The sequence below is a fragment of the Klebsiella sp. MPUS7 genome (genome assembly GCF_009905335.1).
GTDB classification, from domain to species: Bacteria; Pseudomonadota; Gammaproteobacteria; order Enterobacterales; family Enterobacteriaceae; genus Klebsiella; species Klebsiella grimontii.
On record NZ_CP047604.1, the window covers coordinates 1,945,952 to 1,971,789 of the forward strand.

The 25,838-nt window shown below is 51.6% G+C and carries 28 protein-coding genes; 6 read left to right on the forward strand and 22 right to left on the reverse strand.

Going from position 1 to position 25,838, the window contains the following annotated elements; translation table 11 throughout:
• Nucleotides 1-58 precede the first annotated feature (58 nt).
• Nucleotides 59-952 carry a LysR family transcriptional regulator gene (locus GUC22_RS09130; RefSeq protein ID WP_032700859.1) on the forward strand — a complete coding sequence of 298 codons (894 nt, stop codon included), beginning with the start codon at nucleotides 59-61 and terminating at the stop codon, nucleotides 950-952.
• A 196-nt stretch (nucleotides 953-1,148) separates the two neighbouring features.
• Here GUC22_RS09130 and GUC22_RS09135 read toward each other — a convergent pair whose 3' ends face one another.
• Nucleotides 1,149-2,036: a LysR family transcriptional regulator gene (locus GUC22_RS09135; protein WP_032700793.1), complete on the reverse strand. Its 888-nt coding sequence runs from the start codon at nucleotides 2,034-2,036 to the stop codon at nucleotides 1,149-1,151.
• A gap of 142 nt (nucleotides 2,037-2,178) precedes the next feature.
• Between GUC22_RS09135 and GUC22_RS09140 the strand changes: the two genes are divergently transcribed.
• The 3 genes from GUC22_RS09140 (at nucleotide 2,179) to GUC22_RS09150 (ending at nucleotide 5,023) form a co-directional block, all read left to right on the forward strand.
• Nucleotides 2,179-3,576, forward strand: a complete 1,398-nt coding sequence (locus GUC22_RS09140; RefSeq protein WP_032700794.1) for an amidohydrolase family protein — start codon at nucleotides 2,179-2,181, stop codon at nucleotides 3,574-3,576.
• A gap of 14 nt (nucleotides 3,577-3,590) precedes the next feature.
• Nucleotides 3,591-4,064 carry a DMT family transporter gene (locus GUC22_RS09145; RefSeq protein WP_046622862.1) on the forward strand — a complete coding sequence of 158 codons (474 nt, stop codon included), beginning with the start codon at nucleotides 3,591-3,593 and terminating at the stop codon, nucleotides 4,062-4,064.
• A gap of 98 nt (nucleotides 4,065-4,162) precedes the next feature.
• On the forward strand, nucleotides 4,163-5,023 hold the full coding sequence (locus tag GUC22_RS09150; protein WP_012540029.1) for an SMP-30/gluconolactonase/LRE family protein: 861 nt from the start codon (nucleotides 4,163-4,165) through the stop codon (nucleotides 5,021-5,023).
• Between the two features lie 105 nt (nucleotides 5,024-5,128).
• On the opposite strand, the gene GUC22_RS09155 is transcribed toward GUC22_RS09150, so the two are convergent.
• The gene (locus GUC22_RS09155; protein ID WP_049082425.1) at nucleotides 5,129-6,082 is read right to left on the reverse strand and encodes an aromatic alcohol reductase; all 954 of its coding nucleotides are present in this window, start codon (nucleotides 6,080-6,082) and stop codon (nucleotides 5,129-5,131) included.
• Nucleotides 6,083-6,151: 69 nt separating this feature from the next.
• Between GUC22_RS09155 and GUC22_RS09160 the strand changes: the two genes are divergently transcribed.
• Both GUC22_RS09160 and GUC22_RS09165 read left to right on the forward strand, forming a co-directional pair.
• A complete protein-coding gene (locus GUC22_RS09160) occupies nucleotides 6,152-6,586 on the forward strand; it encodes a winged helix-turn-helix transcriptional regulator (RefSeq protein ID WP_012539944.1) in 435 nt (144 codons plus the stop codon).
• A 329-nt stretch (nucleotides 6,587-6,915) separates the two neighbouring features.
• Nucleotides 6,916-7,872, forward strand: a complete 957-nt coding sequence (locus tag GUC22_RS09165) for an alpha/beta hydrolase (protein ID WP_012539955.1) — start codon at nucleotides 6,916-6,918, stop codon at nucleotides 7,870-7,872.
• Between the two features lie 149 nt (nucleotides 7,873-8,021).
• Here GUC22_RS09165 and GUC22_RS09170 read toward each other — a convergent pair whose 3' ends face one another.
• From GUC22_RS09170 to GUC22_RS09260, 20 genes are all read right to left on the reverse strand, one after another.
• Nucleotides 8,022-9,071, reverse strand: coding sequence for a DNA-methyltransferase (locus tag GUC22_RS09170; protein WP_049082439.1), 1,050 nt, complete (start codon nucleotides 9,069-9,071; stop codon nucleotides 8,022-8,024).
• A complete protein-coding gene (gene mobC, locus GUC22_RS09175) occupies nucleotides 9,064-9,867 on the reverse strand; it encodes a MobC family replication-relaxation protein (RefSeq protein ID WP_032754861.1) in 804 nt (267 codons plus the stop codon). Before mobC ends, GUC22_RS09170 begins: the two co-directional genes overlap by 8 nt.
• An 8-nt stretch (nucleotides 9,868-9,875) precedes the next feature.
• A complete protein-coding gene (locus GUC22_RS09180) occupies nucleotides 9,876-11,612 on the reverse strand; it encodes a type IV secretory system conjugative DNA transfer family protein (RefSeq protein WP_049082426.1) in 1,737 nt (578 codons plus the stop codon).
• A gap of 767 nt (nucleotides 11,613-12,379) precedes the next feature.
• A complete protein-coding gene (locus GUC22_RS09185; protein ID WP_072032071.1) occupies nucleotides 12,380-12,682 on the reverse strand; it encodes a TrbM/KikA/MpfK family conjugal transfer protein in 303 nt (100 codons plus the stop codon).
• 60 nt (nucleotides 12,683-12,742) lie between these two features.
• Entirely contained in the window at nucleotides 12,743-13,762 is a 1,020-nt protein-coding gene (gene virB11, locus GUC22_RS09190; RefSeq protein WP_032754854.1) for a P-type DNA transfer ATPase VirB11, read from the reverse strand.
• Nucleotides 13,752-15,059 (reverse strand): VirB10/TraB/TrbI family type IV secretion system protein, encoded by a 1,308-nt coding sequence (gene virB10 / locus GUC22_RS09195; protein WP_049082428.1) that lies wholly within the window; start codon nucleotides 15,057-15,059, stop codon nucleotides 13,752-13,754. The genes virB11 and virB10 overlap by 11 nt, the downstream gene beginning before the upstream one ends.
• A complete protein-coding gene (gene virB9 / locus GUC22_RS09200) occupies nucleotides 15,056-15,946 on the reverse strand; it encodes a P-type conjugative transfer protein VirB9 (protein ID WP_176518970.1) in 891 nt (296 codons plus the stop codon). The genes virB10 and virB9 overlap by 4 nt, the downstream gene beginning before the upstream one ends.
• Nucleotides 15,943-16,626: a virB8 family protein gene (locus tag GUC22_RS09205; protein WP_032754846.1), complete on the reverse strand. Its 684-nt coding sequence runs from the start codon at nucleotides 16,624-16,626 to the stop codon at nucleotides 15,943-15,945. Before GUC22_RS09205 ends, virB9 begins: the two co-directional genes overlap by 4 nt.
• A complete protein-coding gene (locus tag GUC22_RS27260) occupies nucleotides 16,619-16,759 on the reverse strand; it encodes a hypothetical protein (RefSeq protein ID WP_032754842.1) in 141 nt (46 codons plus the stop codon). Before GUC22_RS27260 ends, GUC22_RS09205 begins: the two co-directional genes overlap by 8 nt.
• 89 nt (nucleotides 16,760-16,848) lie before the next feature.
• Nucleotides 16,849-17,868, reverse strand: a complete 1,020-nt coding sequence (locus tag GUC22_RS09210) for a type IV secretion system protein (protein ID WP_032754840.1) — start codon at nucleotides 17,866-17,868, stop codon at nucleotides 16,849-16,851.
• A 71-nt stretch (nucleotides 17,869-17,939) separates the two neighbouring features.
• The gene (locus GUC22_RS09215; protein WP_032754838.1) at nucleotides 17,940-18,215 is read right to left on the reverse strand and encodes an EexN family lipoprotein; all 276 of its coding nucleotides are present in this window, start codon (nucleotides 18,213-18,215) and stop codon (nucleotides 17,940-17,942) included.
• An 11-nt stretch (nucleotides 18,216-18,226) separates the two neighbouring features.
• Nucleotides 18,227-18,955: a type IV secretion system protein gene (locus GUC22_RS09220; RefSeq protein WP_032754836.1), complete on the reverse strand. Its 729-nt coding sequence runs from the start codon at nucleotides 18,953-18,955 to the stop codon at nucleotides 18,227-18,229.
• A gap of 22 nt (nucleotides 18,956-18,977) precedes the next feature.
• Nucleotides 18,978-21,725, reverse strand: a complete 2,748-nt coding sequence (locus GUC22_RS09225) for a VirB3 family type IV secretion system protein (protein ID WP_049082429.1) — start codon at nucleotides 21,723-21,725, stop codon at nucleotides 18,978-18,980.
• Nucleotides 21,726-21,736: 11 nt separating this feature from the next.
• Nucleotides 21,737-22,015, reverse strand: a complete 279-nt coding sequence (locus GUC22_RS09230; protein ID WP_032754832.1) for a TrbC/VirB2 family protein — start codon at nucleotides 22,013-22,015, stop codon at nucleotides 21,737-21,739.
• A complete protein-coding gene (locus tag GUC22_RS09235) occupies nucleotides 22,012-22,656 on the reverse strand; it encodes a lytic transglycosylase domain-containing protein (protein ID WP_131929648.1) in 645 nt (214 codons plus the stop codon). Before GUC22_RS09235 ends, GUC22_RS09230 begins: the two co-directional genes overlap by 4 nt.
• A 72-nt stretch (nucleotides 22,657-22,728) precedes the next feature.
• Complete coding sequence (locus GUC22_RS09240) at nucleotides 22,729-22,950, reverse strand: hypothetical protein (protein WP_032754827.1); 222 nt, start codon at nucleotides 22,948-22,950, stop codon at nucleotides 22,729-22,731.
• A gap of 394 nt (nucleotides 22,951-23,344) precedes the next feature.
• On the reverse strand, nucleotides 23,345-23,554 hold the full coding sequence (locus GUC22_RS09245) for a TraR/DksA family transcriptional regulator (protein WP_022065314.1): 210 nt from the start codon (nucleotides 23,552-23,554) through the stop codon (nucleotides 23,345-23,347).
• Nucleotides 23,544-24,131 carry a DUF2857 domain-containing protein gene (locus GUC22_RS09250; protein ID WP_032754824.1) on the reverse strand — a complete coding sequence of 196 codons (588 nt, stop codon included), beginning with the start codon at nucleotides 24,129-24,131 and terminating at the stop codon, nucleotides 23,544-23,546. Before GUC22_RS09250 ends, GUC22_RS09245 begins: the two co-directional genes overlap by 11 nt.
• Before the next feature lie 52 nt (nucleotides 24,132-24,183).
• Nucleotides 24,184-24,378: an AlpA family transcriptional regulator gene (locus tag GUC22_RS09255; protein ID WP_032754823.1), complete on the reverse strand. Its 195-nt coding sequence runs from the start codon at nucleotides 24,376-24,378 to the stop codon at nucleotides 24,184-24,186.
• A gap of 600 nt (nucleotides 24,379-24,978) precedes the next feature.
• Nucleotides 24,979-25,785, reverse strand: coding sequence for an AraC family transcriptional regulator (locus GUC22_RS09260; RefSeq protein WP_032754820.1), 807 nt, complete (start codon nucleotides 25,783-25,785; stop codon nucleotides 24,979-24,981).
• Nucleotides 25,786-25,838 lie beyond the last annotated feature (53 nt).

Here is a 25,838-nt window from a genome sequence, read left to right on the forward strand (position 1 = left end):
ATTTGTTGCTGAAAAATTGTTAATTTAGAAAGTCAGAATTGCTAAAATCACAATAATGATGAATAAACTTGATGCGCTGAAATTTTTTGTTGCCGCTGCAGAAACGATGAACTTTCGTGAAGCAGCAGTCAGACTGGCCATTTCCCCTTCAGTGGTGACGCGGACTATTGCCGAACTGGAAAATCAGCTCGGCGAGCCACTTTTTAAGCGGAATACCCGATCAATTGTGCTGACCAGCTTTGGTGAGCTTTTCCTGCCGAAGGCCATGCGGCTACTTGAAGATTCAGAGGCCCTTTTTCAGACGGCCCGAGATGACAATGACATGAAGGGCGTTGTGAGGATCACGTTATTCCGGTTTCCCGGCCACGAGCAGGTGTTATATGAGCTTCTTACCTCCCTCGATCCTTATCCTGAGCTGTTTATAGACTGGCGGTTAGACATGATGAAGCTGGATACTGTTCAGAACCGCATTGACATGGGGATCCGTATAGAGCGGGAGCCAAACCCGAATTTTATCGTCAGGCCCATTACGCTGGTTCATCACGCGCTGATGACATCACCCGGGCTCATTGAGAAGCTGGGCGCGCCGAAAAATTTCGACGATCTGCGCCAGCGCTACCCTTTCAGTGGCCTGCTGAATCCTGAAACCGGAAAAGTATTCGAATATATGCTCGATGGCGTTGATACTTTTGTACCGCGCCATCTGGAGTTTTTTACCACCGACTCCCAGTCGGAGATCCAGGCTGCGTTAGCCGGTAAAGCTGTCATTCAGTCGAGTAATCTGGCCTGCAGGGAATACCTTGAAGACGGCAGGCTGGTCAATGTCCTGCCCGAACTGAAACTGGAAACCTGGCAGCTTTATCTTTACAGGCCCTATCAGACCCTGGTACCGCAGCGCATCAGGACCGTTTTTCACATCCTTGAAAGTATTTTACTCAGACACTTCAGTTGAAAGCGGGCCCGGATATTGCTGGCGCTCTTAGCTGGCATCCTCCATAAACCGGAGATGTGAATTATTGAGTAGTGCCTTTCTCCGGGAAGTCGCTGCTCCGGGAGGATCTTACCCGCAGAAACAAAGTCTGCCGCTCGTTCAGGGGCCCTGAATACTGGCGACTTTTAATGTGCAACGGGGAGCTGTGACAGGCGTATCAACTGAATATTTCACCTATCCAGTCTGCAAATGCACGTACAGCAGGGGAAAGAAAACGTTGATGAGGATAAAGTAGCGTGACAGGAACAGACGGCGGCTGCCAGTCGGCCAGAACTTCAACCAACGTTCCTTTCTCCAGGTGTTCTGCTACAACATTTTCAGCAAGCTGCGCCAGTCCGAACCCTTCAAGGCACATTTTTATATAAAGCCCCGTCTCGTTGACGGCTGCCTGCCCACTGACGGATACGGACAGCGTTTCTGTTCCCTTTACAAAACGCAATTCGTCTGTACGCCGGCTTTGTCCGGAAAAATAATGAATAGCCCGATGATGAGACAGATCTTCAGGTGACTGCGGAATACCGTACTCCCTGAGATAGTCGGGAGAGGCGCAGGTTATCCAGCGAAATTCTCCGAGCGGACGAGCTACAAGCGTGGAGTTAAGTAACTCTCCGGTTCTGATCACGCAGTCTACACCCTCCTGAACCAGGTCAACCTGCCGGTCGCTGACGCCGGTCATCAGGTAAATGTCAGGATAACGGCTGTAGAACTCTTTCAGGTTTGGCATGACGATGAAGTGCGCTATACCGCCGGGCATATCAACGCGTAAACGGCCACGGGGGCGCCTGTTCAAATCGGCCAGACTGGCTTCCGTATGTTCAACTAAGGCCAGAATTTCCCGGCACTGCGCCAGATACTGCAGACCTTCCGGAGTAAGGCTGACACGTCTTGTGGTCCGGTTCAGCAGACGCACCTGCAGATATTTCTCCAGGTTTTTGATGGTGCTGGTAACAGTAGAAGAAGGCAGGGAAAGTGTTTCCGCGGCCCGGACGAAGCTTCCGGCCTCAGCCACCCTTATAAAAACCTGCATAGCCTGAATACGATCCACCTGACTGCACTCCTGAATAGCATGTAACGGTGATAATGCTCATTATTCGTAAATTCTGAATGATGAAAACAAGTTAGTCATCTTTTTCAGTTTAAAAAGGAGGCGTATTGTTTCCATTCTGAACCTGAAAGAGACACTTAAAATGACCGATTACATCAGAAATATTGTTAATAATCAGACGGAAAATGCGCCGGTAACCCTGATCCGCGGTGCAACCATACTGAGTATGGATGAGAATGTTGGTAACCATGAACGTGGCGATATTCTTGTCACAGGTTCAACCATCACCGCAATCGGCAAGGACCTGAACGCCGAGGGTGCTCAAGTCATTGATGCCACAAATATGATTGCCATGCCGGGGATGGTCGATTCTCATCGTCACGCCTGGGAAGGTCAGCTGCGCCGCATCAACCCCAACGCCACCTGTCTGGACGACTACAGCAATGCCACGCATTTCTCGTTCGCGAAATATTACCGGCCTGCCGATATCTATGTTGGCAACCTGCTGACGGCGCTGGGCGCGATTGATGCGGGTATCACTACCATGATCGATAACTCGCACAACAGCCGTACCGCAGCGCATTCAGACGCCGCCGTTGAAGCCCTGCTTGATGCCGGTATTCGCGCTATTCATGCGTCCGGTGCGCCGGTAGCAGGCGAATGGGATAAAGCGCACTGGCCTGGCAACTGGCAGCGTCTGCAGGAAAAATATTTCAGGGATAATCCTGATAGTCTTGTGACGCTCGGCGTCATGGCCCAGCTGGAGCCGGAATTGTGGGCCGAGGCCCGCAGGCTGGGGCTGCCAATCGTGACCGAGTTCTTTGGTGCTGAGATGGCCTCCGAGCTTGAATCGCTGCATCAGCAGGGCCTGTTGGGTCCGGACAATATCTTTAACCACTGTACCGCGCTGCCTGATGAGGGCTGGGAAATCCTGCGTGAAGCCGGCGTGCGGGTAAACGTCTGCCCGCGCTCAGATTCGCACTACGGTATTGAAAGCGGGATGTTTGCTATTGAGGCTGCGCAGCGTCATGGCATTACACCGGGTCTGAGCGTGGATAACGAAACGTCTTACAGCACCGACATGTTTATGGAAATGCGCGTGGCGTTTTATCTGCAGCGCGTAATGGGTATGCATAAGCAGCACTGCTGTGATTCAGATCATTCTTTGACAACGATCCCGGCAGCGCAGCTGCTTAAATCGGCAACGGTCGATGGTGCATTTTGTGCCGGTCTGCAGGATAAAGTAGGCAGCCTGACGCCGGGCAAACAGGCCGATCTGATCCTGATTAACGCGGCTGACCTCAACCTTTACCCGAACGGAAATGCATTCGGAACGGTGGTACATGCAGCTGAACGCAGCAACATCGATACCGTGATGATCGGCGGGCGCATCGTCAAGCAGAACGGCAAAGTGCTGGGTGTGGACAGTGAGCGCCTTCGCGCCGCCATTGATGAGTCACGCGAGCATCTATTTGCGGCAGCAGGGTATGAGCCAGACATCTTTGCGGAAAAATTCCTGCCGCTGGTCCAGGCAAACTGACAGGGAATAACAGCATGAGCGCGATTTATTACGTAATAGCTTTTGCAGCGGGCCTGGGTATTACCCTTCAGACGACACTGAACAGTCAGCTCGCAAAAGGGCTCGGCGGAGATCCGGTCACCGCCGCGTTCTTTTCCTTTACGGCCGGGGCGTTGAGCCTCGGGATTTACTCGCTGCTACGTGGAGGGTTATTTACCTCTCTCGCTGCTATTCCTTCGCAGCCTGCGTGGAGTCTGGCGGGCGGCCTGATCGGTGCCTGTGCGTTGTTCAGCTACGTGGTGCTGGCACCGAAAATCGGTTTTTCAGCTCTGCTAGGGCTGGCAATCGTTGGGCAATTACTCTCGTCGCAAATGATTGACCATTTCGGTCTGCTGGGTGCTGTTAGGCGACCGGTTTCGCTGCTCAAACTGGGGGGCATGCTGGTCATGCTGGCAGGTCTCGCCATCATGCTTTTTGGTGACAAACTTTCAGCGCGTTTTTTGCCCTGACAGGGTGAGAATTACTCCTTACGGCGCTCTGCCATAGTGCAGATGGCCGTAAGTTTTTGGTCAGGCGATGCGAAACTTTTATATGCGGGAGAAATAACATGTTTTCAGTGGCTGCTGATGCCAGAAATTTGCTGGGAGAGTGCCCAATCTGGTGCGAGAGGACACGCAGGATTTACTGGACTGACATTGAAGGCAGCGAACTGCTTGCCCTTGAAGAAGACACCAGTGTTGTGATGCGCTGGTCCCTGCCGGAGCGCCTCGGTTCGTTTGCACTTACTGAAAATCCTGACGTTTTACTGATGGGGCTGGCATCCAGATTCGCCTTCTGCGATCTGAATACAGGTACCTTTATGCCGATAGTGGCGTCACCAGGAGGACCGGGAACACGGACAGGGGATGGTCGGTGCGACCGTGAGGGTAATTTCGTCTTCGGGACCATGGATGACGGGTACCCCGCGAAAGTCATAGGAAGATTTCACAGGCTAAATGCAGCGACACTCAGCATTGAGACTCTACCCCTGCCTGAGGTGGCCATCCCGAACAGCATCTGCTTCAGTCCGGACGGCAGCACGATGTATTACTGTGACTCGATGCAGGGCCGTATAATGTGCTGTGATTACCCCTCTATGAATAACCAGCGCGTGTTCACTGTAACAGAAGGAAAGGGGGCGCCTGACGGCTCCTGCGTGGACGCAATGGGCTATATCTGGAATGCCGAATGGGGAGGAAGCCGTGTTGTACGTTATCGTCCGGACGGAACGACGGACCGTATACTGCCCTCTCCAGGAATTCAGAGCACTTGTCCGACACTCGCGGGAGAAGCATTCACAACGCTGTATTGTACCAGTGCCAGCGTGGGTCTTTCTGTGCCGTCAAGGCATGATGGAGCGCTGCTGAGAGCGAAATCAGCCGTATTCCCCGGTTTACCGGAGAGCCGGTTTTCAGCGCACACAGCATAACCGCTTTGCTATCAGTGCCAACAGGGGGAACAGAGTCTTTCTCATCACCGTATTCGGATAGGCAGGAGAAAGACTCTGGTATTTATTACAGCAGCTTAAATACGTTTATAGCGAGCTGCCCGGGGCCAGGTTTGCATTAATCCAGGCTGCCACATCGGTGACCCGAATGTTATGGCGTTCATTGAATGTCTGCTTTTTATCCCATGCAACTCCCCGCCCCTGCGCAAAAACGGCACGATACTTAGACATCATGTCTTGTGGGTTGAGCGCCAGTTTATCTATCAGATATTCTTCGCTCCATACCGTGCAGTCGAAAGGGTGGCCAAGCGCTGATTGCAGCTTATCTGCAACCTCTGCGTAGGTCAGTGTATCACCGGCGATATACACAATTTCATTACGGATGCGAGGAGTTGTAAATACGATCGCTGCCGTCAGCACCCCGATATCATCAGGTGTTGTCAGCGTCATGGTGTTGTCAATGCTGCCGAGTGCGTGAACAGTATCGTTCTGCAGATCGACCACACCGAAGTCTGGTTCGAACAAATAGCTCATGAAGATGCCGGTCGAAATGATGACCCACTCAGTTTCATGCTGGCTGCGTAGTAAATCACGCACGTCAATCTGCGCGTCGAAGATGTCTTGTGGACTGCCACGTCCGATGGCATCAAAATCGGCACCAAACTGCCATGGAAAATAGCGTGGAATTCGCGCCTGCAGGGCCGCCTGCGCCAGTTTCATTGGTGTATTTATTCCGGCCGCGTACCCCGTGCAGCCAACGACTGTGTCAAATTGCGCAAAGAGGCTGGCCAAATCGTCGACAGAACTCATGACGAGATCGCCCGTGACTATATTAATACCGAGGTTTCTGATTTCCGTGATAACTAATTTTTTTACAGGTTCATCTGACGTTACGGTACTTTCGCGCAGCAGTACGCTGATTTTCGTTCCCTCCACATCTTTTGCCCGAAGGGCAAGATTTCGCAGAACGGGGAGGCCCAGCTCACCGGCACCGAGCACGAGGATTTTCTCAGACGTAGCGTTAAGATCAGTTTTGTTCATAATCTGGCCTTACATGAATTGTTGCGCCACTCTAGCAATTCATAACAGGCTAAAAAAGAAGGTACACGTATGATACCGGGAATCTGTGAAATGGATCGGGACGAAATTCTTCAGTATTCGCAGGCTGTTTGTAAGGGTCTGAGAGACGATGATGATGGCTTGCGGCGGGAGGTACTGGCTCATGCAGGCAGTCGATGGTCACTGGGTATCGTCAACACGCTTGGCGTTTATGGCAGACTACGTCACGCCGAAATTGGCAGGCGTATGCACGGAGTGACTCAGCGCATGCTGACACGTACATTACGACAGCTTGAGCGCGACGGACTGGTTATTCGCCATGATTTCAGTGAAATCCCGCCACGAGTCGAATACGAGCTGTCCGATACAGGTATGGAGTTACTTGTGCGAATGATCCCGCTGTGGACCTGGATTGTCGATAATGCTGATCGCTTTCGTGAAGACCGGTTGAGATATGAAAAAAATAACAATAACCCAAGGGCGTAACTGGCTATGAATATAAATATCACTTTTTGTGATTTGTAGATAATACAAGTGTTTGAATTGATGAGCCTTTCGATATGTATGTATACAGTAGTCATCCGGAGACAGAACCGATTTCACCAAGCTTGGTCGGGATGGTGTAATTACAGAGGATTATATTTTACGTATGTCTGACATCAATGTTAGTCTGTACATATTTCAAATGGGTGTTAAAGCGAATTTTATTTTTTGCTACCATTAATTCGGCCTTGAAAATTATCTGACAGGATGGCCTACCCTTTCAGAATTATAGATGGGCTGGTGAAACAATATTTAAAAACTGGTGTTTTTTTATGATTTCTAAAGAAAACAATGAAATATCTTCTAATTATCATGATCTTCCTGGTTATGTTCATGGGGCGAAAATTATCCAAGTCGCCTTGACTAAAACCCCTATAGATAATATTAGTGATGTGGTTTATGAGACAGTAAAAAAAACTCGTTCTGTCAGGCAATTGCATATGTCTTTTCTTGTTCCTCGTACCAACATTTTGAAACCAGGTATCATTTATTTTCCTGGGGGTGGGTTTATGACCGCTGAACACAACAAATTTGTGGAGATGCGCATGGCTTTAGCGGAGGCTGGCTTTGTTGTTGCAGCGGCAGAATACAGGACAATTCCTGATACTTTCCCTGCGCCAGTGATAGATGCTAAAGCAGCAGTAAGATACCTTCGTCAACATGCCCATGATTATGGCATTGACCCCTCACGAATTGGTGTAATTGGCGATTCTGCTGGAGGCTGGCTGGCGCAGATGCTTGGTACCACTAATGGCGATAAGTCATTCGATCACGGCGATTTTCTCAGCCAGTCCGCTGATGTGCAGGCTGTCGCTACGCTTTACGGAATATCAGATCTGCGTAACATAGGTGACGGTTTTCCGGATCTCCGACAAAAAGTGCATCAGTCTCCTGCAGTCACGGAGTCACTGCTAATTAATGGTGTGGCTTTCAAGAATTTTGCAGGTGCCTCAATCAGTTCTGTACCTGAAAAAGCGATAAATGCAAGCCCCATAGGGCGTCTCAAGGGATGTAAACCTCCGTTCCTAATAATGCATGGAAGTAAGGATACATTAGTATCACCTAAACAGAGCGCAACGCTTTACAAAGCCCTTTTGGAATCGGGAAACAAAGCGGACTACGTCCTTATCGAAGGCGCAGAACACGGTGATGATCACTGGTATCAACCCGTTGTCATAAATAGGGTTGTTGACTGGTTCCGCGTGCATCTTTGTCCTGAAAATATATGACGACTGACGCTTTGCTGAATCACTCAGACTGTTTGGTAGCAACGTCCGCTTTTGGCACAAAGCTGTCTGTCAGGTTAGGTTATGGCCTTGAGCCATAAAAATGTTAGCTCAAATCTTCGCTAACATTTTTAGAGGCATTTTACCCGAATTCAATTGTCAATGTGTATTCCTGCATCACCAGAACGAGCTGCGGTACTCCGTGCTGCCGCAATACGCCCGTGAGCAATTTCCACATAATCCGCTTCCCGCTCAATACCGATGAAACAGAAACCTTCCATCGCCGCAGCTTTGCCGGTGCTTCCACTCCCCATAAAGGGATCAAGTACAGTGCCGCCTGGAGGGGTAACCAGGCGGCAGAGGTAACGCATCAGTTCGGTGGGCTTTACACACATATGATTGTTACGCTCACCACGATCTTTTTTGCTGGCTTTCGCACAATAAAAAAACCGACTGGCGCTGCTAATTTCTGCCTGTTGAGGAGTATCCGGGAACATAGCAAGTACTTCATCACTGCCATCATGGATAAGATTGGCAGGCCATCGGCCATCGGGGTTTCCTTGCCTGGCGATACCCCCGTCACCTTTATTTCTGCCTCGCCACATGTGGTTAGGATCGGAACCTCCCGGTCCATTTGGATAATCATAGGGGGATTCCCCCTCTGCCAGAGGGATCCTGCATTCTCTGACATTCAGAACGCCGGTACCATAAACGAGAACGTTCGATGCCATGGATCCCCTGAATGGCTTACGGGCAAGGGTAATAGGCTCCAGAGCCGGTTTCAACGCGTTATGAGATTTAGGAAAACCCGAGCCGTATACCCATCCCAGCATTCCGTCATGTCCGAATGCCGCATCCAGCAATTTGAGCTGATCCGACGATAAACTTTCAATGAGGACCTGAGCAGCAGTGCTGGTCTCGTAGAGAAATACGATCATGTCACGTATTTCAAATCCTGCATCCTCAATACGCGCTGCCATCCTGTGTTGAGTACGGGATCCCGCGAAGGACAGCAGATGACCACCGGGTTTAAGTAAGCGCAGACATTCTTCCCAGATGGCTTGTGAAGGAACATCATAGTCCCATGCCTTACCCATGAATTTAATACCATAGGGCGGGTCGGTCACGATGCTGTCCACCGAGTTGCCCGGCATACTGCGCAGTACGTCAAGGCAGTCGCCATGGGTCAGAACGTCATGCATGGTATTCCCTCCCGTCATCGCCATGAGCTGATGAAGAAGGGGCTTCCTGTTTATCATTGATACTCTCTTCCAGTTCATCAATTGTGCGGAACAGAAACATCTCGCGGTTTTTCGCATCAAACGGAACGGGCACAATGTTTCTCATCACCGTCCTGATGCTGGCAAACAGCCTGATCAGCGACTCCTTGGTTTTATCATCCGGCATCACATACATCGCATAGTGCCAGCGCCCGGCGTCGCTGGCGGCCAGATGACTGTTAATGATGCTGAGGTAACGGGCACGTGTTTTCATCGTTCGCTCTGTTTCCACCGCAACGATGGCGCCGCTGCTTAAGGTAATAATGCCGTCTGGTCGGTGTCGGACACCCGGATATCGCGCTATAAACTCTCCCCGATCGCCGTTAAGCCAGCCCGTACCGCCTTTTTCCTCTAGTGCGATCCTGACCCGCTGGTTTAACAGGCGATGCTCCAGCGTCCAGTGTCTGAGTTTGCCCGGCTCAAAATAGGCAGGGAAAACCTTGTCATTAGCGCTAACCACCATTGCCAGTCCCTGCATGGTGATCCCCCACAATGATTTTTTTCCGGTCAATACCGGGTATTTATGTTTATTCAAGAAGCCCATCGCAACCGCTTTATTAAGCAGGTTATACATCGCATGGTTATGTTTCCCTTTATAGCCGACAACTTTTTTTAAGGTCCGGAAATCAGAAAATGTTTCTTCTTTGAGAAAATACAACAATGCCCGCATTCTCTTTTTTGCGGTTTCATTTCTTTCAGCAACGTTATGAATAAGCATAGATAGCCTCACAGGTTAATGGAGGGTTTGTGGTTCTGGCTTTCTTTTTCGGTGTGCGAAGGGTTTTTATGCTCAAATGAAAACAGGTCGATATATTTCTTTTTCACAGGTATGTGGGATAGTTTGGTTGCCTTCGCTAGGTCATTCTGGGTAAAAACAAAACCAACAAATTGGGGGAGGTTAAGCAACATATTGCTGTCTATATAATATCGTTCAGCCTGGCGGATCATCCTGTCTGTTTCCATTTTCTCCGTCAGGGAAATATCCGTTTTAACTTTCCTCATTTCATCGTCAACCAGTATAGAGCCTGTCATTCTGGCGACCCAGTCGGCAGTATCCGGATCGCGAAGGCGATAAACCAGCATAAACTTGCAATTCTCAATCACCGAACCGGCAACGGCATCACCCTCCAGATCTGCCGGACAGTCATATAAATCTTTTACCGACTGGTGAGCCATGATGATATGCACACCTTTATCCCTCGCTGCGCCAAGTCCTTCAAGCGCAGGGCGGGACAGGTGATACTTGAGTTCATCAAGGAAAATAGCGACAGGACGAGGTTTGCCTTTTATCCGATCACGCGTTTCGGCTATCTGAATCAGGCGAGTTAAAATCATTCGCTGAGCCGATATGATTTTCTGGTTACGCATCGAGCCGATGATGTAGCAGCATCCGCCTTCATCAAAAATGGTCTTTAAGGAAAATCCGTTGCGGGCATTAATGGAATTCACTAAAGCGATTTCCTCAAGCTCGCCATAAAAAGCAGGCACATCTTCACTGAGAGATTTCACAAAGTCAGTGTTGAATAAATCACGTAATGTCATGCCATTTTCATAAATAGCAGCCGTGTTTCTCGCTGCACGGCGATCGGCAATACGATAAAAGTCAGCACCTTCGCCTTTTTTACCCAGGCTGAAACCGGCATTAAACAGTTCTTCCAGTTGTTCATGAGAAATATCAGCCAGTAAATCAAGCTGGAAATTAAGGTCGTTCAGGTTAATAAGAACAAATTTTTTTCCAGCTTTCTGACAGGCTTCCCGCATAACATGTGGTGCCCACTCATCATTTTTGGGATCTTCGACAAACACGCCTTCACCTGCAAGTATTGCCTGATAAAGCAGAACACAGACGCTCACCCCTTTACCGGAGCCTGTGGTGCCGATAAGGTCGGCATGTTGGGTCTGAAATTCTTCGGGGGTGATATATTGCGGCTGATTATCTTTATCCAGTCCGATAAAGATACCGTTATTGAGGTCAATATAATCCAGCGGATTATATGCAATGCTGTCAGGTAACATGTCTCTGACTTCACGAACATCCGTTCTGACATTTCTTTCCAGCTTGCTTTTTTTAATCATCCGATGTTTCAGACTGTCGACTTCTCCGACCAGAAGCCTTCGGGCAGTAATATGAAAAGCCAGACCAGCAAGGGTAAATCCGACAGTCAGTATCCAGAGTGATAATCTGAGCAGAATGTTATTGTCGAGTACTTTAAAGAAAAAACTCAGCCCCTGAATGGTCAGCGGTGACAGGGTGCCAAATATGAAAAAGAAGGTGGATATACCCGCCACCGATTTTAACCAGAAGGGGGCGTTTTTTCTTTCTTCACGTGGCAGATGAAAGATGAATGGCAGCGTCAGCCCGGCAAATATGGATAATATTACCGGGTTGTGTTGCAGCCACAGCAGAAAAAAAGAAAAGGCATCCGAAAAGGCATTCAGCCTTTGCATCAGATGAGTTCCCATTGCAGTGATCTCCGGTCTGATTTCGGTGTGACGGCGCATCACATGGGCGTCACCAATGGACGTCACACCCCACGCCCATACGCGACGCCTATTGATGACGCCCATAAAAGAATGAAAAGCATTGAACGTCTCCGACGCTCATGCCCGTGATCCGCGCTTTCAGAAAACAGCCGACCAGTGGTCGTCCGTCTCCTGAAACGCCCGAATGACGGGCAACGGCGTGTGACATTACGCTCGGGCTGGACGCTCTCACTGCATGTCACATGGGGGTAATGTCGCATCTGGACGCCGCGCCAAAACCCCCAGGGTCAACGGCGGCACACCGTCGCACGCTACGCGCGACCACCCCCTTTAAGACGGTCGCTTTCGCCTTTTTCTTCCCTTTACTCGTTCCTCGTAGCGGGAATAAAAGGGAAGCTGACCTTTAAAGAGGGTGGTCGCGCCACGCTACCGGCTTTTGGCCGGAGACTTATCTGCGACGGTGTGCGGGGCGATGCCCCCCAAATAAACCGCTGTCGTGGGCGACAGCTTTTCGCTCGCTGGGGCGGCGAAATTTATCCGGCTCCCCCCGGCCTGCAAAATCCGCGTGGGCGCGGCTGTTTGCAGGTGAGGCGCGGTGCCTGAATTATTTTCGCTCCTTAACCCGTGAAAATATTTCTGTCCGCTGCCTCATTTTTACGGCCCCTGTTTCTTCGCTCCTTAATCCGCGAAAAACAGAAGCCATAAAAACCTGAAAACCGTCACGCTCTCCGCCCGTCTCGCCAGTATTAACCACGAACGCGGCCATATTTACTGATGACCTGACTGATAGCCGCCGGGTCTGCCGAAACACATTCAAGTAAAAACGATTTTCTGGCATCGGCCGTATGGTCAGGAAGAAAACCGTGTTTATTCTCTTTCACGATATTAAAGAATGCCCGTTCAGCGGAATGACATTCACTGCTGCCGCTGTTTCCCGTTGTTTTACCGTACATGCATAAAACCACTTCGCAGGCTTCAGCGGTCGTTGCGGATGTTGAACATGACGCCATAACGCCGAGAAATAATAAGGAGAGTATGACTTTCTTCATTTCAGTCACCGGTATGATTAATGAAAGGTTGCGTATTTAGGGTAATGTTATTTGCCAGAGTTATTGTCTGAATGCCTCTTTCATGCTTTTTAAATGAACTGGCTTAAAGTAAATATCACTCATCCGGCGCACATCGCCGTGTATGTCAATACTGACGATGACATCAATGCTTTTAAGTACCTTGCGTAACAGCACATCAAAAGGAATATTCCGGCAGTCGGGGTTTTCATAGCAGCGGTCAATGATCCCTTCAATACATTCTTCCGGGCTGCCTGCATGCAGGGAGGTGATTAATCCCTCATGCCCGGAACCAATAATTTTAAGCGCGTCCCATGCCTCCCGCCCACGAATTTCCGCCAGTAATATCCGGTCAGGGTTCATCCGATAATTAGCACGGATCAGCCTGCCGGGGGTGACAATGGCATTATCCCCGCCATCCGCCGGGTAAAAAAGATGCACATAATTGGCGTGGTGATAAAAATGGATTTCGGGATTATCTTCGATTGTGGTCAGCCGAAGATGCAGTGGAATATAATGCAGCAGCGTTTTCATATAGGTGGTTTTACCGGAGCCGGTTTCACCCACAATAAAAATCGTTTTGCCATATTCCACGGCCTTTTCCATAAAACGGGGGATATTCCCGCTGTGATATAACTGAACCAGTGCATCATCCTGGCTTTCCGTTTTCTCCTGACCAGCCACACGCTGATAAAATCCTGCATCAATCCATGACTGATGTGTTTTCTGCTCAAACGAAGGCTTGCGCAGCGTAATGGATACCGTATTACGCTCACAGGCCGGGGGAATAATCGCCTGAATACGTTCGCCGGATCTTAATGTTGCAGAAAGGATGGGTGATGTATCGTCAATATTGTCGTCTTGCCAGGATGCCAGCGCCCTGGCAAAGGCATGACACTGACGCAGCGTGATCGGGGATGCCTGTTTTTGCCAATTCCCCCGGATTTTCGTATGCAGTTCGCCCGGTCGGTTAACGGCAATTTCTGTCAGGCCATCCTGCGCAAGAAAATCACCAAAGAGCCGGTTTTTCATAAAGTCCAGTGACAGGTTTTCAGCGTTCATACCATTTCTTTTTCAGCCGTAGTTGATAAACAGAGGAAAAATCAATATCCGTGCCGGTCATGATGCCGATCACATCGCCCTGGTTCAGGTACATCGTGGGCGGGATACTGATGCTGTTTTCCAGCGTCGTTTTCGCCATTTCCGCCGTGGCGGCGCGGGTATTTTCGGTATAGTCGGTATTGCGGTCTTTACCCGGCGCGGCATCTGATGCCGCTGCTGCCACGTCCTGTACGGTACTCAGCATCAGGGCGTTGCCGAAACGCTCCCAGAAATGGCTGTCGATCCAGCCTGCGATCCCTGCCTCACCAAGCGGGCCGGTGGCCTGCGTATCGGTGAGCGGGATTTGCAGGCTGCCGGGCTCCGGTGTGCGCAGCTCCGTCCACAGCACAAACATCCGGCTGCGCCCGTGTTGCAGTGCGCCGGTGCGGTAGACGCCACGGGCGACCGTTCCTGCCGGGATCAGCTTCACATGGTTACTGGCGCTCCAGACATTCTCACCGATCAGGCAGGAGATATGACCGCCAACATCGGATACGAAGCGCCGCATCATCGAACACGGAATATAGTGATCTACCGGGATATAGAGATCGGGATCAAGGCCCAGCCGCCTGACACCGGTGACGCGGGCAACGCCCGGATTGTCGTTGTTATTGCTGCCTGCCGGTGCTGTCGTTTCCGGGCAGCGCAGGCGTCCATCTTCGCCACTGACCAGTACCGACTGACAGGATGTGTACGCCGTGGAGGCTGACTGGCTGCCCGACGTTTCCGTGTTGCTGCGCAAACCGCTTCGGGACGAGCGTGTATTGTCGCCTGACCCTGTACTGCCGCTGTTCAGCCCGTCTGTCAGTGCTGCCGCCTTGTTCAGGGCGGGTGGTCCAGGCGGCAGAGCTGGAGTGGCCGGGGCGCTCTGACTGGCAGGGCCTGCGCTTTCCTGCCTCCCTGGCCCGAACAGGCCAAACGGGTTACTGTCCATGCCCAGATTCTTACGCTCCTGCTGCACCGCCCCGGAAGAGGGCGGCGGCGCGGTGTCAGATTTTTTCTCACCATCCCTTTTCAGGGCGCTGAGAAGACGATCGCCACCGGATGCCAGCGCGATGACCAGGACCAGACTCAGCAGGCTGACGATCAGTGTGCGGCGACCGGACGCCTTACGGAAACGGGTCACTTCCGGCTGGCCGGGCGGCTTTTTCTGCTCCGGCTCCTGATATGTCATTGCCGCGCGGGCGCGTTCACGGGCTTCCGCTTCCCGCTCTGCGGTGGTTTTTTCCGGTTCGTCCGGGAAAGATTTTTCGGTCATTTTGCCTCCAGCGTAACGGACGGCGAAACGGTGCCACTGTTGGTCAGCGGGATACGCCCGAATCCGTCGTTTTCGATCCCCACCACCGAGGTGCCGTAACGCAGAACCAGCTGCGGTGATGCCGGAACCACCATCACGGTGTGGTTGCCCCGTTTAACCGTTCCGGGCGTGACCGCCTGCTCCTGGCCGTTAATCACCCGGAAGACAGAAGGCAGGGTTTTCGTGGGGGAAAAACCGATATACGCGAAACGACCGTCATCCCAGGTAAAGTCCGGGGCGATGAAGGCTGAGCCAGCTGCCACCCGTTTTGTATAGCGCCAGTTGCGCGGCGTGGTGGCCTTCCCGAATGCCGCCGATATCCGCTGCCGGTCCAGTGCTTCCTGCTGATGTTGCTGACGGGCGGCGCTGGCAACTGCAGTCTTTTTTCGCAGTTCGTCGGGATAGCGGTAGCGGATAACAAAGGCCTGAGCGGGCGAGTCGCGGTCCAGCACGTTCAGCTCCAGGCTGTAATCGCGCTTCGAGGTCACCACGAACAGATTGGTTTTCCAGTCTTTTGCCGTCGGCAGAAAGACCTGGCTGATGTTGTTGCCGCTGGCATCCGTGACTGGCTGGGCGATGGGATTCGGGCTGACACCCACCCGGTTATCGCTTTTCGTCACGGTCCAGCCTCTGGGAAAACCCGCCTGCGCATCGATGACTGTTTCATCGTCATCAAATACCAGCATGGTGACGTAGCCGGGTCGGGTACTGACGACCGTGACGTTCTGGCTGTTGTACGTGACGTTCTGCATCCGGCTGTCATACGCGCTGCCGCGCGGTGTCGCCGAGCTCCATGCCACGCATGACGCCAGTAAACCCGTGAGGAGCAGAATGTGTTTCAGCATCATTCCCCCCTCAGCTCTTTGTCGCGCTGGTAGCTGGTGACGATAAAGCCCAGCGGGTTCACTTCGCGCTGGCTGTCGGTCAGTTGCCGGTGCGGGACGTAGCGGTATGTGAGGCGGATATTCCAGACATCCGTTTTCACGGAATTATCAGCAATACGGCGGATAGTGCGCTTGATACGCAGGGTTGCCAGATTATCCGGCCCGGTGGCAGGCGCATGCACATTGGAAATAATGTCGATATCAACAATATATTCCGCCTTGTTAAAAATCACGTCCGGTGCCTGGTCGCCGTTAAACCCGTCCAGATAGTCCCGGTTCACGCTGTCGCTGTTAAATAACTGCACGTCGTCATAATCACGCTGGAGGGAGAAATAATTATATCCTTCGCGAAGTCTGACATAGTGTGCTGCCAGTGAATGTGCCAGCGCTTTTTCAGCAGCAATATCCCGCTCCTTCACGCGGGTCATATATTCATAGCGACCGGTCTGTTTATCCACTGACCATAATTCAGTGTCGGTGGTTTTCAGCGGCAGCAGAATAATAATGGCCGCAATCGCCATTGCGGCCAGAACCAGTCCGGCAGCGGCCACCCGCCAGGCGGTTTTTCGGGACCGCTCTTCCTTTTCCAGCAGGATGGATTCAAAAGAGCGGGAAACATTAACAATGTTCTGAATATTAGACATGGTGAGCCAGCTCCTGAATGATGGCGGGGGAATTCACCGGCTCGGGTTCGCCGGATACCGGCGGTAGGTCGCCCTGATGCTGTGCGCAGCCCGTGAGCGCGCACAGCATCAGAAGGAAGATGCTGAATTTCATGGAAGCCCCTTATCGAATGGATGCAGGAATGCCGTACCGGTGGCGCAGGCCACCGCGTGACGGGGAAAGGAAATTAAGGGTCGGGAGGATTAACGGTGACGCTGCCGGTGCAGGCGTTTCATGCTTTCGATGGCGGCGGCGCGTTTCTGCCAGGCGCTCACGGTTTTACCCGCGCCTGCGCCGGTCGCCGCGGCGACGGCCATGCCGCCTTTCACAGCCAGGCGGGCACCACCCTTTACACCCGGACCGGTAAGGTCGGCGGATTTATTCGCCAGTCCGCTCAGACCACTCATGGCTGCCCCCTGCAGCACCGCCTGTACGGCGGCCCCGCTGAGTGCGCTGGCCAGCTTCGCGGAGAACCAGACCACCACACCTGCCGCAATCCCGGCCAGCAGGCACTGTGCCGCCAGCGTGACCATATTGGTTTCAGCGGATGTTTTTGTTGCAGCATCCAGTATTTTATTCAGGTAATTAATGGCGATACGGATGGATAAGGCAGAAAACATGATCGTTAATATTGCCGCGAAAATCGTTTTCAGCCAGTTATCAAACATCGGCTTAAGAAAACCGTACAGTAGGCAGAAAATAAAGAGCGGCGCGGTGGTCGTCATTAACAGGATGGTGATTTCGGCGAGCAGGTTGGCAAAGGTTGCAGCCAGTAGCAAGACGATTGCGCCACCCCATACTAGGACTTCAGCAAGGCCGCCATTCAGTTTGACGTAAGTTGAGGTGTCCATATTAAATAACTTTTGCCCCAGCGCCTGTGCCTTTTCCCAGACGGTATCGAGCAGGGCCCAGACGTTATGATCGCCGCTGATACCGTCTTTGAGTCCCTGGATAGCCGCTACCGCCAAATCCAGCCAGCCATCCCGGTTTAATGCAAAGGTGGTGATCAGCAACATTCGCCCCACATCCCAGGCGACATCTTCTACCGGGGTCCGGAGTTTGCCAGCCAACGTCTGATAACCGCGATAGAGAATAAATAAGGTAAAAGAGCTGACGATGATGACGCTGATCATCGTGCCGTAAGTGGAAGACTGGCCTTCCAGTACGGCATTCAGTCCATCCATGATGTTTTTGTCCATACCCACAAAAATACCACCGGACATGGTGCCTCACCTGATATATAAAGAAAGGAAATAGAAAACAGGGAGGATTCCCTGTTTTGCTGGAGGAGAAATTACTGTGTCACTGCATTTCGTTTTTCAGCTTCCTGCTGAAATATCGCCCCGAATTTCTCCTTAACCCCGGTCTGGCCTTCCTGTGCAAACATAAGTGCTGCCCGGTGGGCAAATTCGCAGTTATCGCTTGCCTCGCCATCCTTCAGGCATTGCATATAAACCGCATAAGTTTCGTCAGGATGCTGCTTATACCAGGCTTCGGATTTGGTTTCCTTGCAGCCGGACAGTAATATCACGCCTGAGAGTGTGCATAAGGTGAATAAGGATCTGAGCACGAATAACCTCCTTATAAATTATTAAGGTCAGCAACAGGTGCCGTTAGCTGCTGCTGTTCAAAGGCTTTCTGTCTTTGCTGTTCCAGCAATGTCGTTCGCTGTTCAGCCTGTCTGACAGACATCTCCCACTGATTCGTCAGCGCATTTAACTGTACGCTTTTCGCCGCAATGGCGTTAGCCAGATCCTGAGACTCTTTCGAGTCCTGCGCATTCGATATACGGTCAGATAAGTCTGATATATCGCTGAGTGTGCTGTTGATCCTGTTTTCAACGTCAGTGGTATTCTCAATCGCCATTGCCTGATTAAGGATTATCTGTTTGCAACTTTCGGCCAGGGCCTGAGACTTTATTCCTTCCTGTTCCTCGCTGCATACGCTGAACGATTTGTATTTGCTGTAAAGGTTTTGCAGTTCAGCAGAATATGAACTGTTTTTCGTGGTCAGCAGATCATCCAGTGAAATACCGCTCTTACGGAGATTATCAATATCGGTTTTCAGGCTCCGGGCATCACTGAGAAAACCCTGAATATCCCGTACGCCGGTTGCAGTGGCTAACTGTTTTTTATACGCATCAAGTTCACTTTTATAATGGGTAACCGTATCCTCCCATTGCTGTAATTTCTGCATCCACTGGTTAATGGATTCGGTATTCTGCACGGCGTCGAAAACCGGTATTCCGGCACTGAACGCCTGCGTCGAGAAAAATAACGATAATGCCAGAAGGTGATCCCGGGTACGCATTAATATTACCTCCGGTCTACTGTCAGATGGCCCGCTCAAGGAAAGCGTCTTTCCATTCATCAGGTCGCATACCGTCCTGATAAATGGCATCGAATATTTTCAGGTTGTCCTCACTGCCGCTGAGAAGCCGGGTGAGTTTACCCAGTCCGGACAAATCCATTTTCGCCATTGCCACAAACGGGCGGGTTTCTCCGGCCTGCAACGGTGTTTTCAGGATGACCATATAATGCTCGCCCGGATCAAGGTTTCGGACCGTCTCATAAACGCTGTCCGGCACTTTCATTTTCTCCACGTAATTCGCATAGCTGGCTTTCGGATTGGCGAGGAAAATCTGGGTACCGCACTGCTCAATAATCGCCGGGGCGATGGGGTGTCTGACGATTTCATCCGGTGACTGTGTTGCCGGGATGAAGATACCGTTCAGCTTGCGGATGACTTTCAGCATATTGAGTGAGAAGCGGGAAAATTCGACATCGGACAGCCAGCGCCAGAACTCATCCATAAACATCACCAGGCGGCGACCGTCCAGCAGGCTGGTCACGCGATACAGCAGGTAAAAGGTCACGGGGCCGCGAATATCGTCATCATCCAGAAATTCGGTGCCGTCGATACCAACGTTATCGACATCGCTGATGGTGAAAGTATCAGCCTCGTTATCAAACACCCAGCCGAACTCGCCCCCCTGTGCCCACTGTTTCAGGCGGATACGCAGCCCGTTGGTGCGGGCGTCTGTGGTCGGCGGCTCCGGCAGCACTTCCAGCAGCCGGGTGATCCCGAACCGGCGGTACTCCGGCGGATAGTCCAGCATGATGGTGTCAACGGCGGCACTGATCCGCTCCTCATCGCGCGGATCGAGCGGCTTACCGTTGCGGCGGCACAGCATGCGCACCAGCCGTTTGATGAAACTGATGTTCCGGCGGGTTGGCTCCAGCGCAAACGGGTTGAAGCCGGTGGGCTCGCCGGTACGGATGCGGAAATAACGCCCGCCCGCCTGGCGGATCGCCATCTCCGCCGCCCGGTCCTTATCGAAATACACCGTGGTCAGCCGTTTGAGGGTGGCAGAAGGCGCAAACGACGCCGGGTTACGGTACTTCTGCATCAGTTGTTGCAGGATGGTCATCAGCAGGGTTTTGCCGGAGCCGGTTTTCCCGATAATCGCCGTATTTCCCGGCGTTTTCTCACCGGTGTCATCCCGTCCGGCCTGGCTGTCGTGAAGGTTCAGGTAATACCCGCCACCGCCGGGCGATGTGAGGATGGCGATGGCTTCCCCCCACGGATTGCCGCTGCGTTTGTGGGGATGGAAGTTATGCAGGCAGGCCATATCGGCAAAATTCTGGCTGCTGACGGCCACCAGTCGGGGACGCAGCGTATAGACGCCCGGCAGTTGCGCCAGATATGCGGCGGGCAGTGACAGGGTGGAGAGCGTCGTCATAATACCCAGATCGGCGAAGGGCTGGGCCAGAACGTTAGTGTCCTTCACCACCTGCCCGGCACTGTCTGAGGAGATCAGCAGGGAAAAGTGGAATTTACCGCACGACACATGCCCGGACTGGAGCAGGTCGCGCAGGACAATCAGCTCTTCGCGCTGGGAAATCGCGTCGTCGTCCGCTGAGTTCAGCCGTTTTTCCGCCAGCCGGATATGATCCTGCGCTTCATCCCGTGCCATGCAGGTAAAGGACTGCGTCAGAACATACTCGCTTTCGGCGTACAGCAGCGCATCCAGCATACCAGTATGGGTTTCCGGGGAATAATCCTTAATCTCAAGGCTGCGGAAGAAGCGGGAACCGCTGACCGTCTGGCATTCACCAGTGTCGGTGGTGAAAAACACGTCCGGCGTGCTTAACGTTTCATAAAATGGTGAGCGCGTTACGGCCACTTTCTGCCACTGGCCGGTAAGCAGACGATGAAAGAACGCCAGTTGTGAGGAATACACCCGCTCGTTTTCTTCATATATCCCCAGCGGCATTGCCATATAGCGGGATAACGCAGACTCCAGCGCGTCGCGGTATTCCAGCATGATTTTGAGCGCGTCCTCCAGTGCTGGCTGGCGTTTACCGGGCGGCTGCGCTTTCATGGTTTTTTTCTCAATCGCAGAGAACGGCGCGTAGCAGACGGTAAAAAACAGCCGGTGCCGCCAGAACGGTTTTTCTTTTACCGGCTGGTAATACCGCCGTGTTACCTCATCGGAAAAGGGAATACCCGAACGGGCTTCAAAAGTATCATGGTATTTTTCACGGAGCCGGTGAATATAGAATGTTACCGGCAGCCCCTCATACGAACGAATAACGTTATTCAGGTGCGTGGCCATCAGGGTCAGGTGATGTTCGTCTTCACATTCAAAGACTGTGCCGCCCAGCTCCCAGGTGGCAACAAAATCACGGTGACGATTTCTGATGACGTAGGGGTGAATATGGGAGGAATACGGAATATATTTATCCAGCGTAATACGCTCGTTTAATTTCATTTTCTGAATAAACTCCGAGACATCAACATTATCGTACTGGTTTGCCAGAAGGGCATTCGCGCCAAAATGGGTATTGGTGAAAAGCCGTCCACGGGTTTTAAACGCCAGCCAGAGCAGGCTGAAATAATGAATATCCTTTCGGGCTTTATTTTTCATTTCCGCCCAGGCAGGAATGAGCAGAACCGCCAGGTAATAGCTGACATAGACCGCCAGCAGGACGATGGCCCCGCTGACAAGAACGAACGGCACAAGAGGAATACCCATAATGGCGGCAGGCCGCGTAAGCGCTTTATTCAGCGTAGCCATCGTTGCCTCCCTTATGACGCCCAGTAGGCACCGAAGCCGGATGCACCGACAATCAGGATCGCGCCGATGATGACGTTACGCATGTCGTGCAGGCTCTTGCCGTCGAACAGCACCTTGTAGCCCACCCACATGGTCGCCAGCGTGATGGTGACGGCGGCCAGTCCCAGCAGGCCGGTCGAGGTATTGCTCAGTGTTTCATTGGCCTTGTTAAAACCACTGTCCGCCGCCAGCACCGGGGAAGACAGCAGCACGGAAACAACAGCGGAGTAACGGCGTTTACGCATGATCATTTCTCCTCATCAGGGATAACAGGGATAGCGCCGCGAATGACGGAACCGGGATAATGCAGGGAAGTCATGATCGGCGCAGTGGCACCGGCAGGCTCGCCGCGCAGCACAACGGCGGGATAACGGACAGACGGCTGTGCGTTCCGGTCAGGGGCACGCTGCCGGTCTTTCCGCGTGGACGGGACGACATAGCCAATGCGCTGCACGTAGCTGGTCTGGTTAAAGGCGGATTCCGGCCGCTGGCCGGTTTCAAAGTTGCCGGAGTAGTAACAACTGAGCGCCCGTTTCAGTGTTCCGCCGCGCCGGTAACAGTCGGCGAGAATGCGCTCAAATACCGACAGATTGATGCAAGGGTTAAGCAGGTCGCTGGCCGTGACGCCGTAATGGCGGAAATTGATGCTGGTGATTTGCATCAGGCCGACCGAATAGCGTCGGCCCTGTGCAGCCAGCTGTCTGGTAAGGAGGATCGCCTCCGGCAGGCTCGAGGGGAAATGTGAAATCACGCCCCGGCTGTCTGGCAGGATTTCAGCAATGGCGTAGGGGTGGAAGCCGGATTCGACCCGTGCGACATCAAGTGACGTGGACGGGTGAATACTGGCGGCGCACTGCACCGCCAGTGCCAGAAAGGCAGTGGTGGAAAGCATGCTGGCCTCGCAACAGAGAGACCGGCGGCTTACAGAAAAGTACGCCGCCGGGTGAGAAGAAGAGAAAATGGATTAAGTGGCAGCGGCATCCTGTGAAATGTCGCTTTCTTCTCTCGGTTCGAGCAGTACCAGCCTGCCGGAAACCGCAATACCAGGTATCAGCACGATATTCAGACCGGGTTTGCCGTTGTGCGCGAAGGCCACACCAACCTTTGTCCAGTACGTGTTTTTGTCACCCTGAGCATCGGGCTGACTTTCCTGGGTGACAAACACGTGATAAACGGGTTTTCTCATGGAATTTCCTTTGATCAAAAACAGTAAATGAAATAAACCAGTCACATCCCGGTTCTGCATTCCGGTTTTAACGGGTCAGCGAGAACATTCAGCGGCACCCTGAATTGTGGTTACGTGACAGCCCGATCCATTTTGTTAAAGAGCAATACCCTGTCAGGACGAATTAATGTCCATAGGGGCGACTAATGCTGTAATGGCGTTCTCAGATTCGAATATCTGGTGAGGGATATAAATGAGAAACTCAAAACAAAAAGAAGAGAGAAAAATAGTGGAGTATTTAAGATGCAGTGAGAATAATGAGGATTTAAAAAACACGAGAGAGTGGTATTAACATTCACCGTGAATAATAAAGACATGCAGAGATATAACATCTCTACACGTCCTTTTTATCCTGTCAGCGGCTACTACGTTCAAGTTTTTCCTGACATTCCGTACAGGTGGTTACACCCGGCAGTGCTTGCCGTCGCTTTTCTGGAATGGGTTTACCACATACACGACAGTGAAATAATGATGGTGTCGACCCCGGCTTAAAACGACTCTGTTCAATCATCTCCTCCAGGCGCTGCTCATTAAATTCCTGATCGCGATCGATCTCATCCGGCATGTGGTGCCCTCCTGTTAGCGGCAACTTCCTTTTCACAAAGCGTGATACGTCTCCATACCATGGTGAGTGATAGTCCCAGGGAACTTGGTAGCAGGAGTTCAGTAACCTGCATCATGGCCATCAGCGCGTCGGGGGATTCAAGGCTTTCCACCCGGCACTTCTGCCATTGCCGCCAGATCTCGGCATCTGTCTCTTCATCCGGCTCAGGTGTACGTCCATATGGCACGCTGACACCAAGCAGCCGTCGGCGAAGGCAGACATCATTAGACGTCAAGCCAAAGTAGTGGTTGAGCAACGCGATAGAACCGCCCAGCCGGATAGCCCGGTTAATCTGCTGCTGTTGTCGGTATTCCTGTCGGGCCTGCGCCAGTAAATGATGCAGGACATCATGGCGGACACTGACCGAAACAAAGGGAGCCGTCGCCCGGCTGACAGCAAACAGTTCATCGAGTGATAACTGATTAAGAGCATTCATTTCGTCGAAAGTGAATCCGAGGGACTCGCAGTGACGAATATCCCCAACTTTCAGAGCGTGCAACGCATCAGTTAAGATGGTGTAATTAATTAATGGAATCATTCTGTTATCTCCTCAATCTATATGGAAAAGTTGAGCAAATAAACGGACATTTTTAACTGTTTGAACGTCCGGCCAATTTAAGGCTGATCCATTCATCAATTTCCGATTCGAGCCAGGCCACACTGGCCGGGCCAATTTTTATTGAACGTGGAAAGGTTCCATTTTTCATATACAGGTAAATTTGAGAGCGTTTCAAACCGGTTTTTTCTTCGACCTGTTTTAAACGTAATAACTGATGTGATGTCATTGTATTCTCCTATTGTGGAATGACTGGTGCATGTCCAGAGAAAATAAAAGAACACAGCAGTAAGCTTAGGAAAAGCCGATAGCACCTTATTACTGATGGGAAGATCCTTAGTACGGTTTTGTAGTGAATAAATAATAAGTTATTAGTTGTATAAGGATGTGGAGAAGGATAGTTGTGCTGCTGTGTAGTTTTCAGCGTTTCGCTGGTGCAATGGTGTCATGACTTAGCGTGATAATGAGGACAATAAAAAGATGCGGTTAAATACATTCATTGTGAATTTCAGTCAGGGGGGGCGTTACCACTCTGGCGGTAATGCGCTATGAAGCATCGCCATAGAAGTGTTCTGTGTGGTCGAAACATATATGCTCAACTACTTCCTTAACACAATGCTGAATTGATTGTGCTTCCCGATCATGTATAGACCGATCCAACAGATATAATAAAGTCCTTTGATTCTTGTTATCGTTAAGGCGGCTGAGGCAATATAGTCTTGGCTGGAGGTTCCATGCCGTAAAGATTCTGTAGTGTGATCCCCCGCACAGGGAGACGGATATGGCAGCTCTATGACTCACCTATGGTTTTTTGGATAACCTGATGTCGCTAAATATCGGTTAAGTGTGCGCTTGTTTTCCGTTCGGCAAAATAGTGCGCGGGTGTACTTCCCATTGTTTTTTTGAACATGGTGATAAACGCATTAACCGATTCATACCCCAGATTAGCTGCAACATTCTGAACCGAAACGCCGCTAGCCAGTTCCCGGAGAGCAATTATCAGTTGCAGTTGCTGACGCCAGCGTCCGAACGTCAACCCGGTTTCGCGCAGCATTAAACGCGCGAGAGAACGCTCGCTAAGCGCCAGTCTTTTTGCCCATGTTTTGAATGTGCTTCGGTCATCAGGTTGACTGACCAGAGCATCGGCCATGGCGCGGATTTTAGGATGCGACGACACAGGGAGGCTCAGTTTCTGCTGAGGCATGGTGGCTAATTCATCAAGTGTTACTCTGGTCAGTCTGGCGAGATGGCTTTCTGGTGGGTATCCGACGCCCTCGCGGGTTAAACGGGCAACAAGTTCTTTAATCAGACTGGAAATTGCCAGAGTACAGCATCGCTCCGGCAACGCGGCGGCTCCGGGTTCGATAAACAGATAGTTGAGATGCGCATTCCAGGTAGCTTTGGCGCTGTGCGGCACTCCCCCAGGGATCCAGACGGCACAATCAGGCGGCACGATCCAGATATCATTTTCGGCGCGACAAATGACCGCCCCATAGAGGGCAATAATCAATTGCCCTTTGCGGTGCGTATGCACAGGCACTTCGGCCGCGTAATCGACAAAATCCAGATGACGCGCGACTGCGGGACAGGGGGTGGCATCCGGATCAAACAGCGTATTGGCGAGTGGGGGTAACATAGATTGGCAACATTTAGGTGTTTTTTGACAGAATAGAGTATTTAAGTGGATAT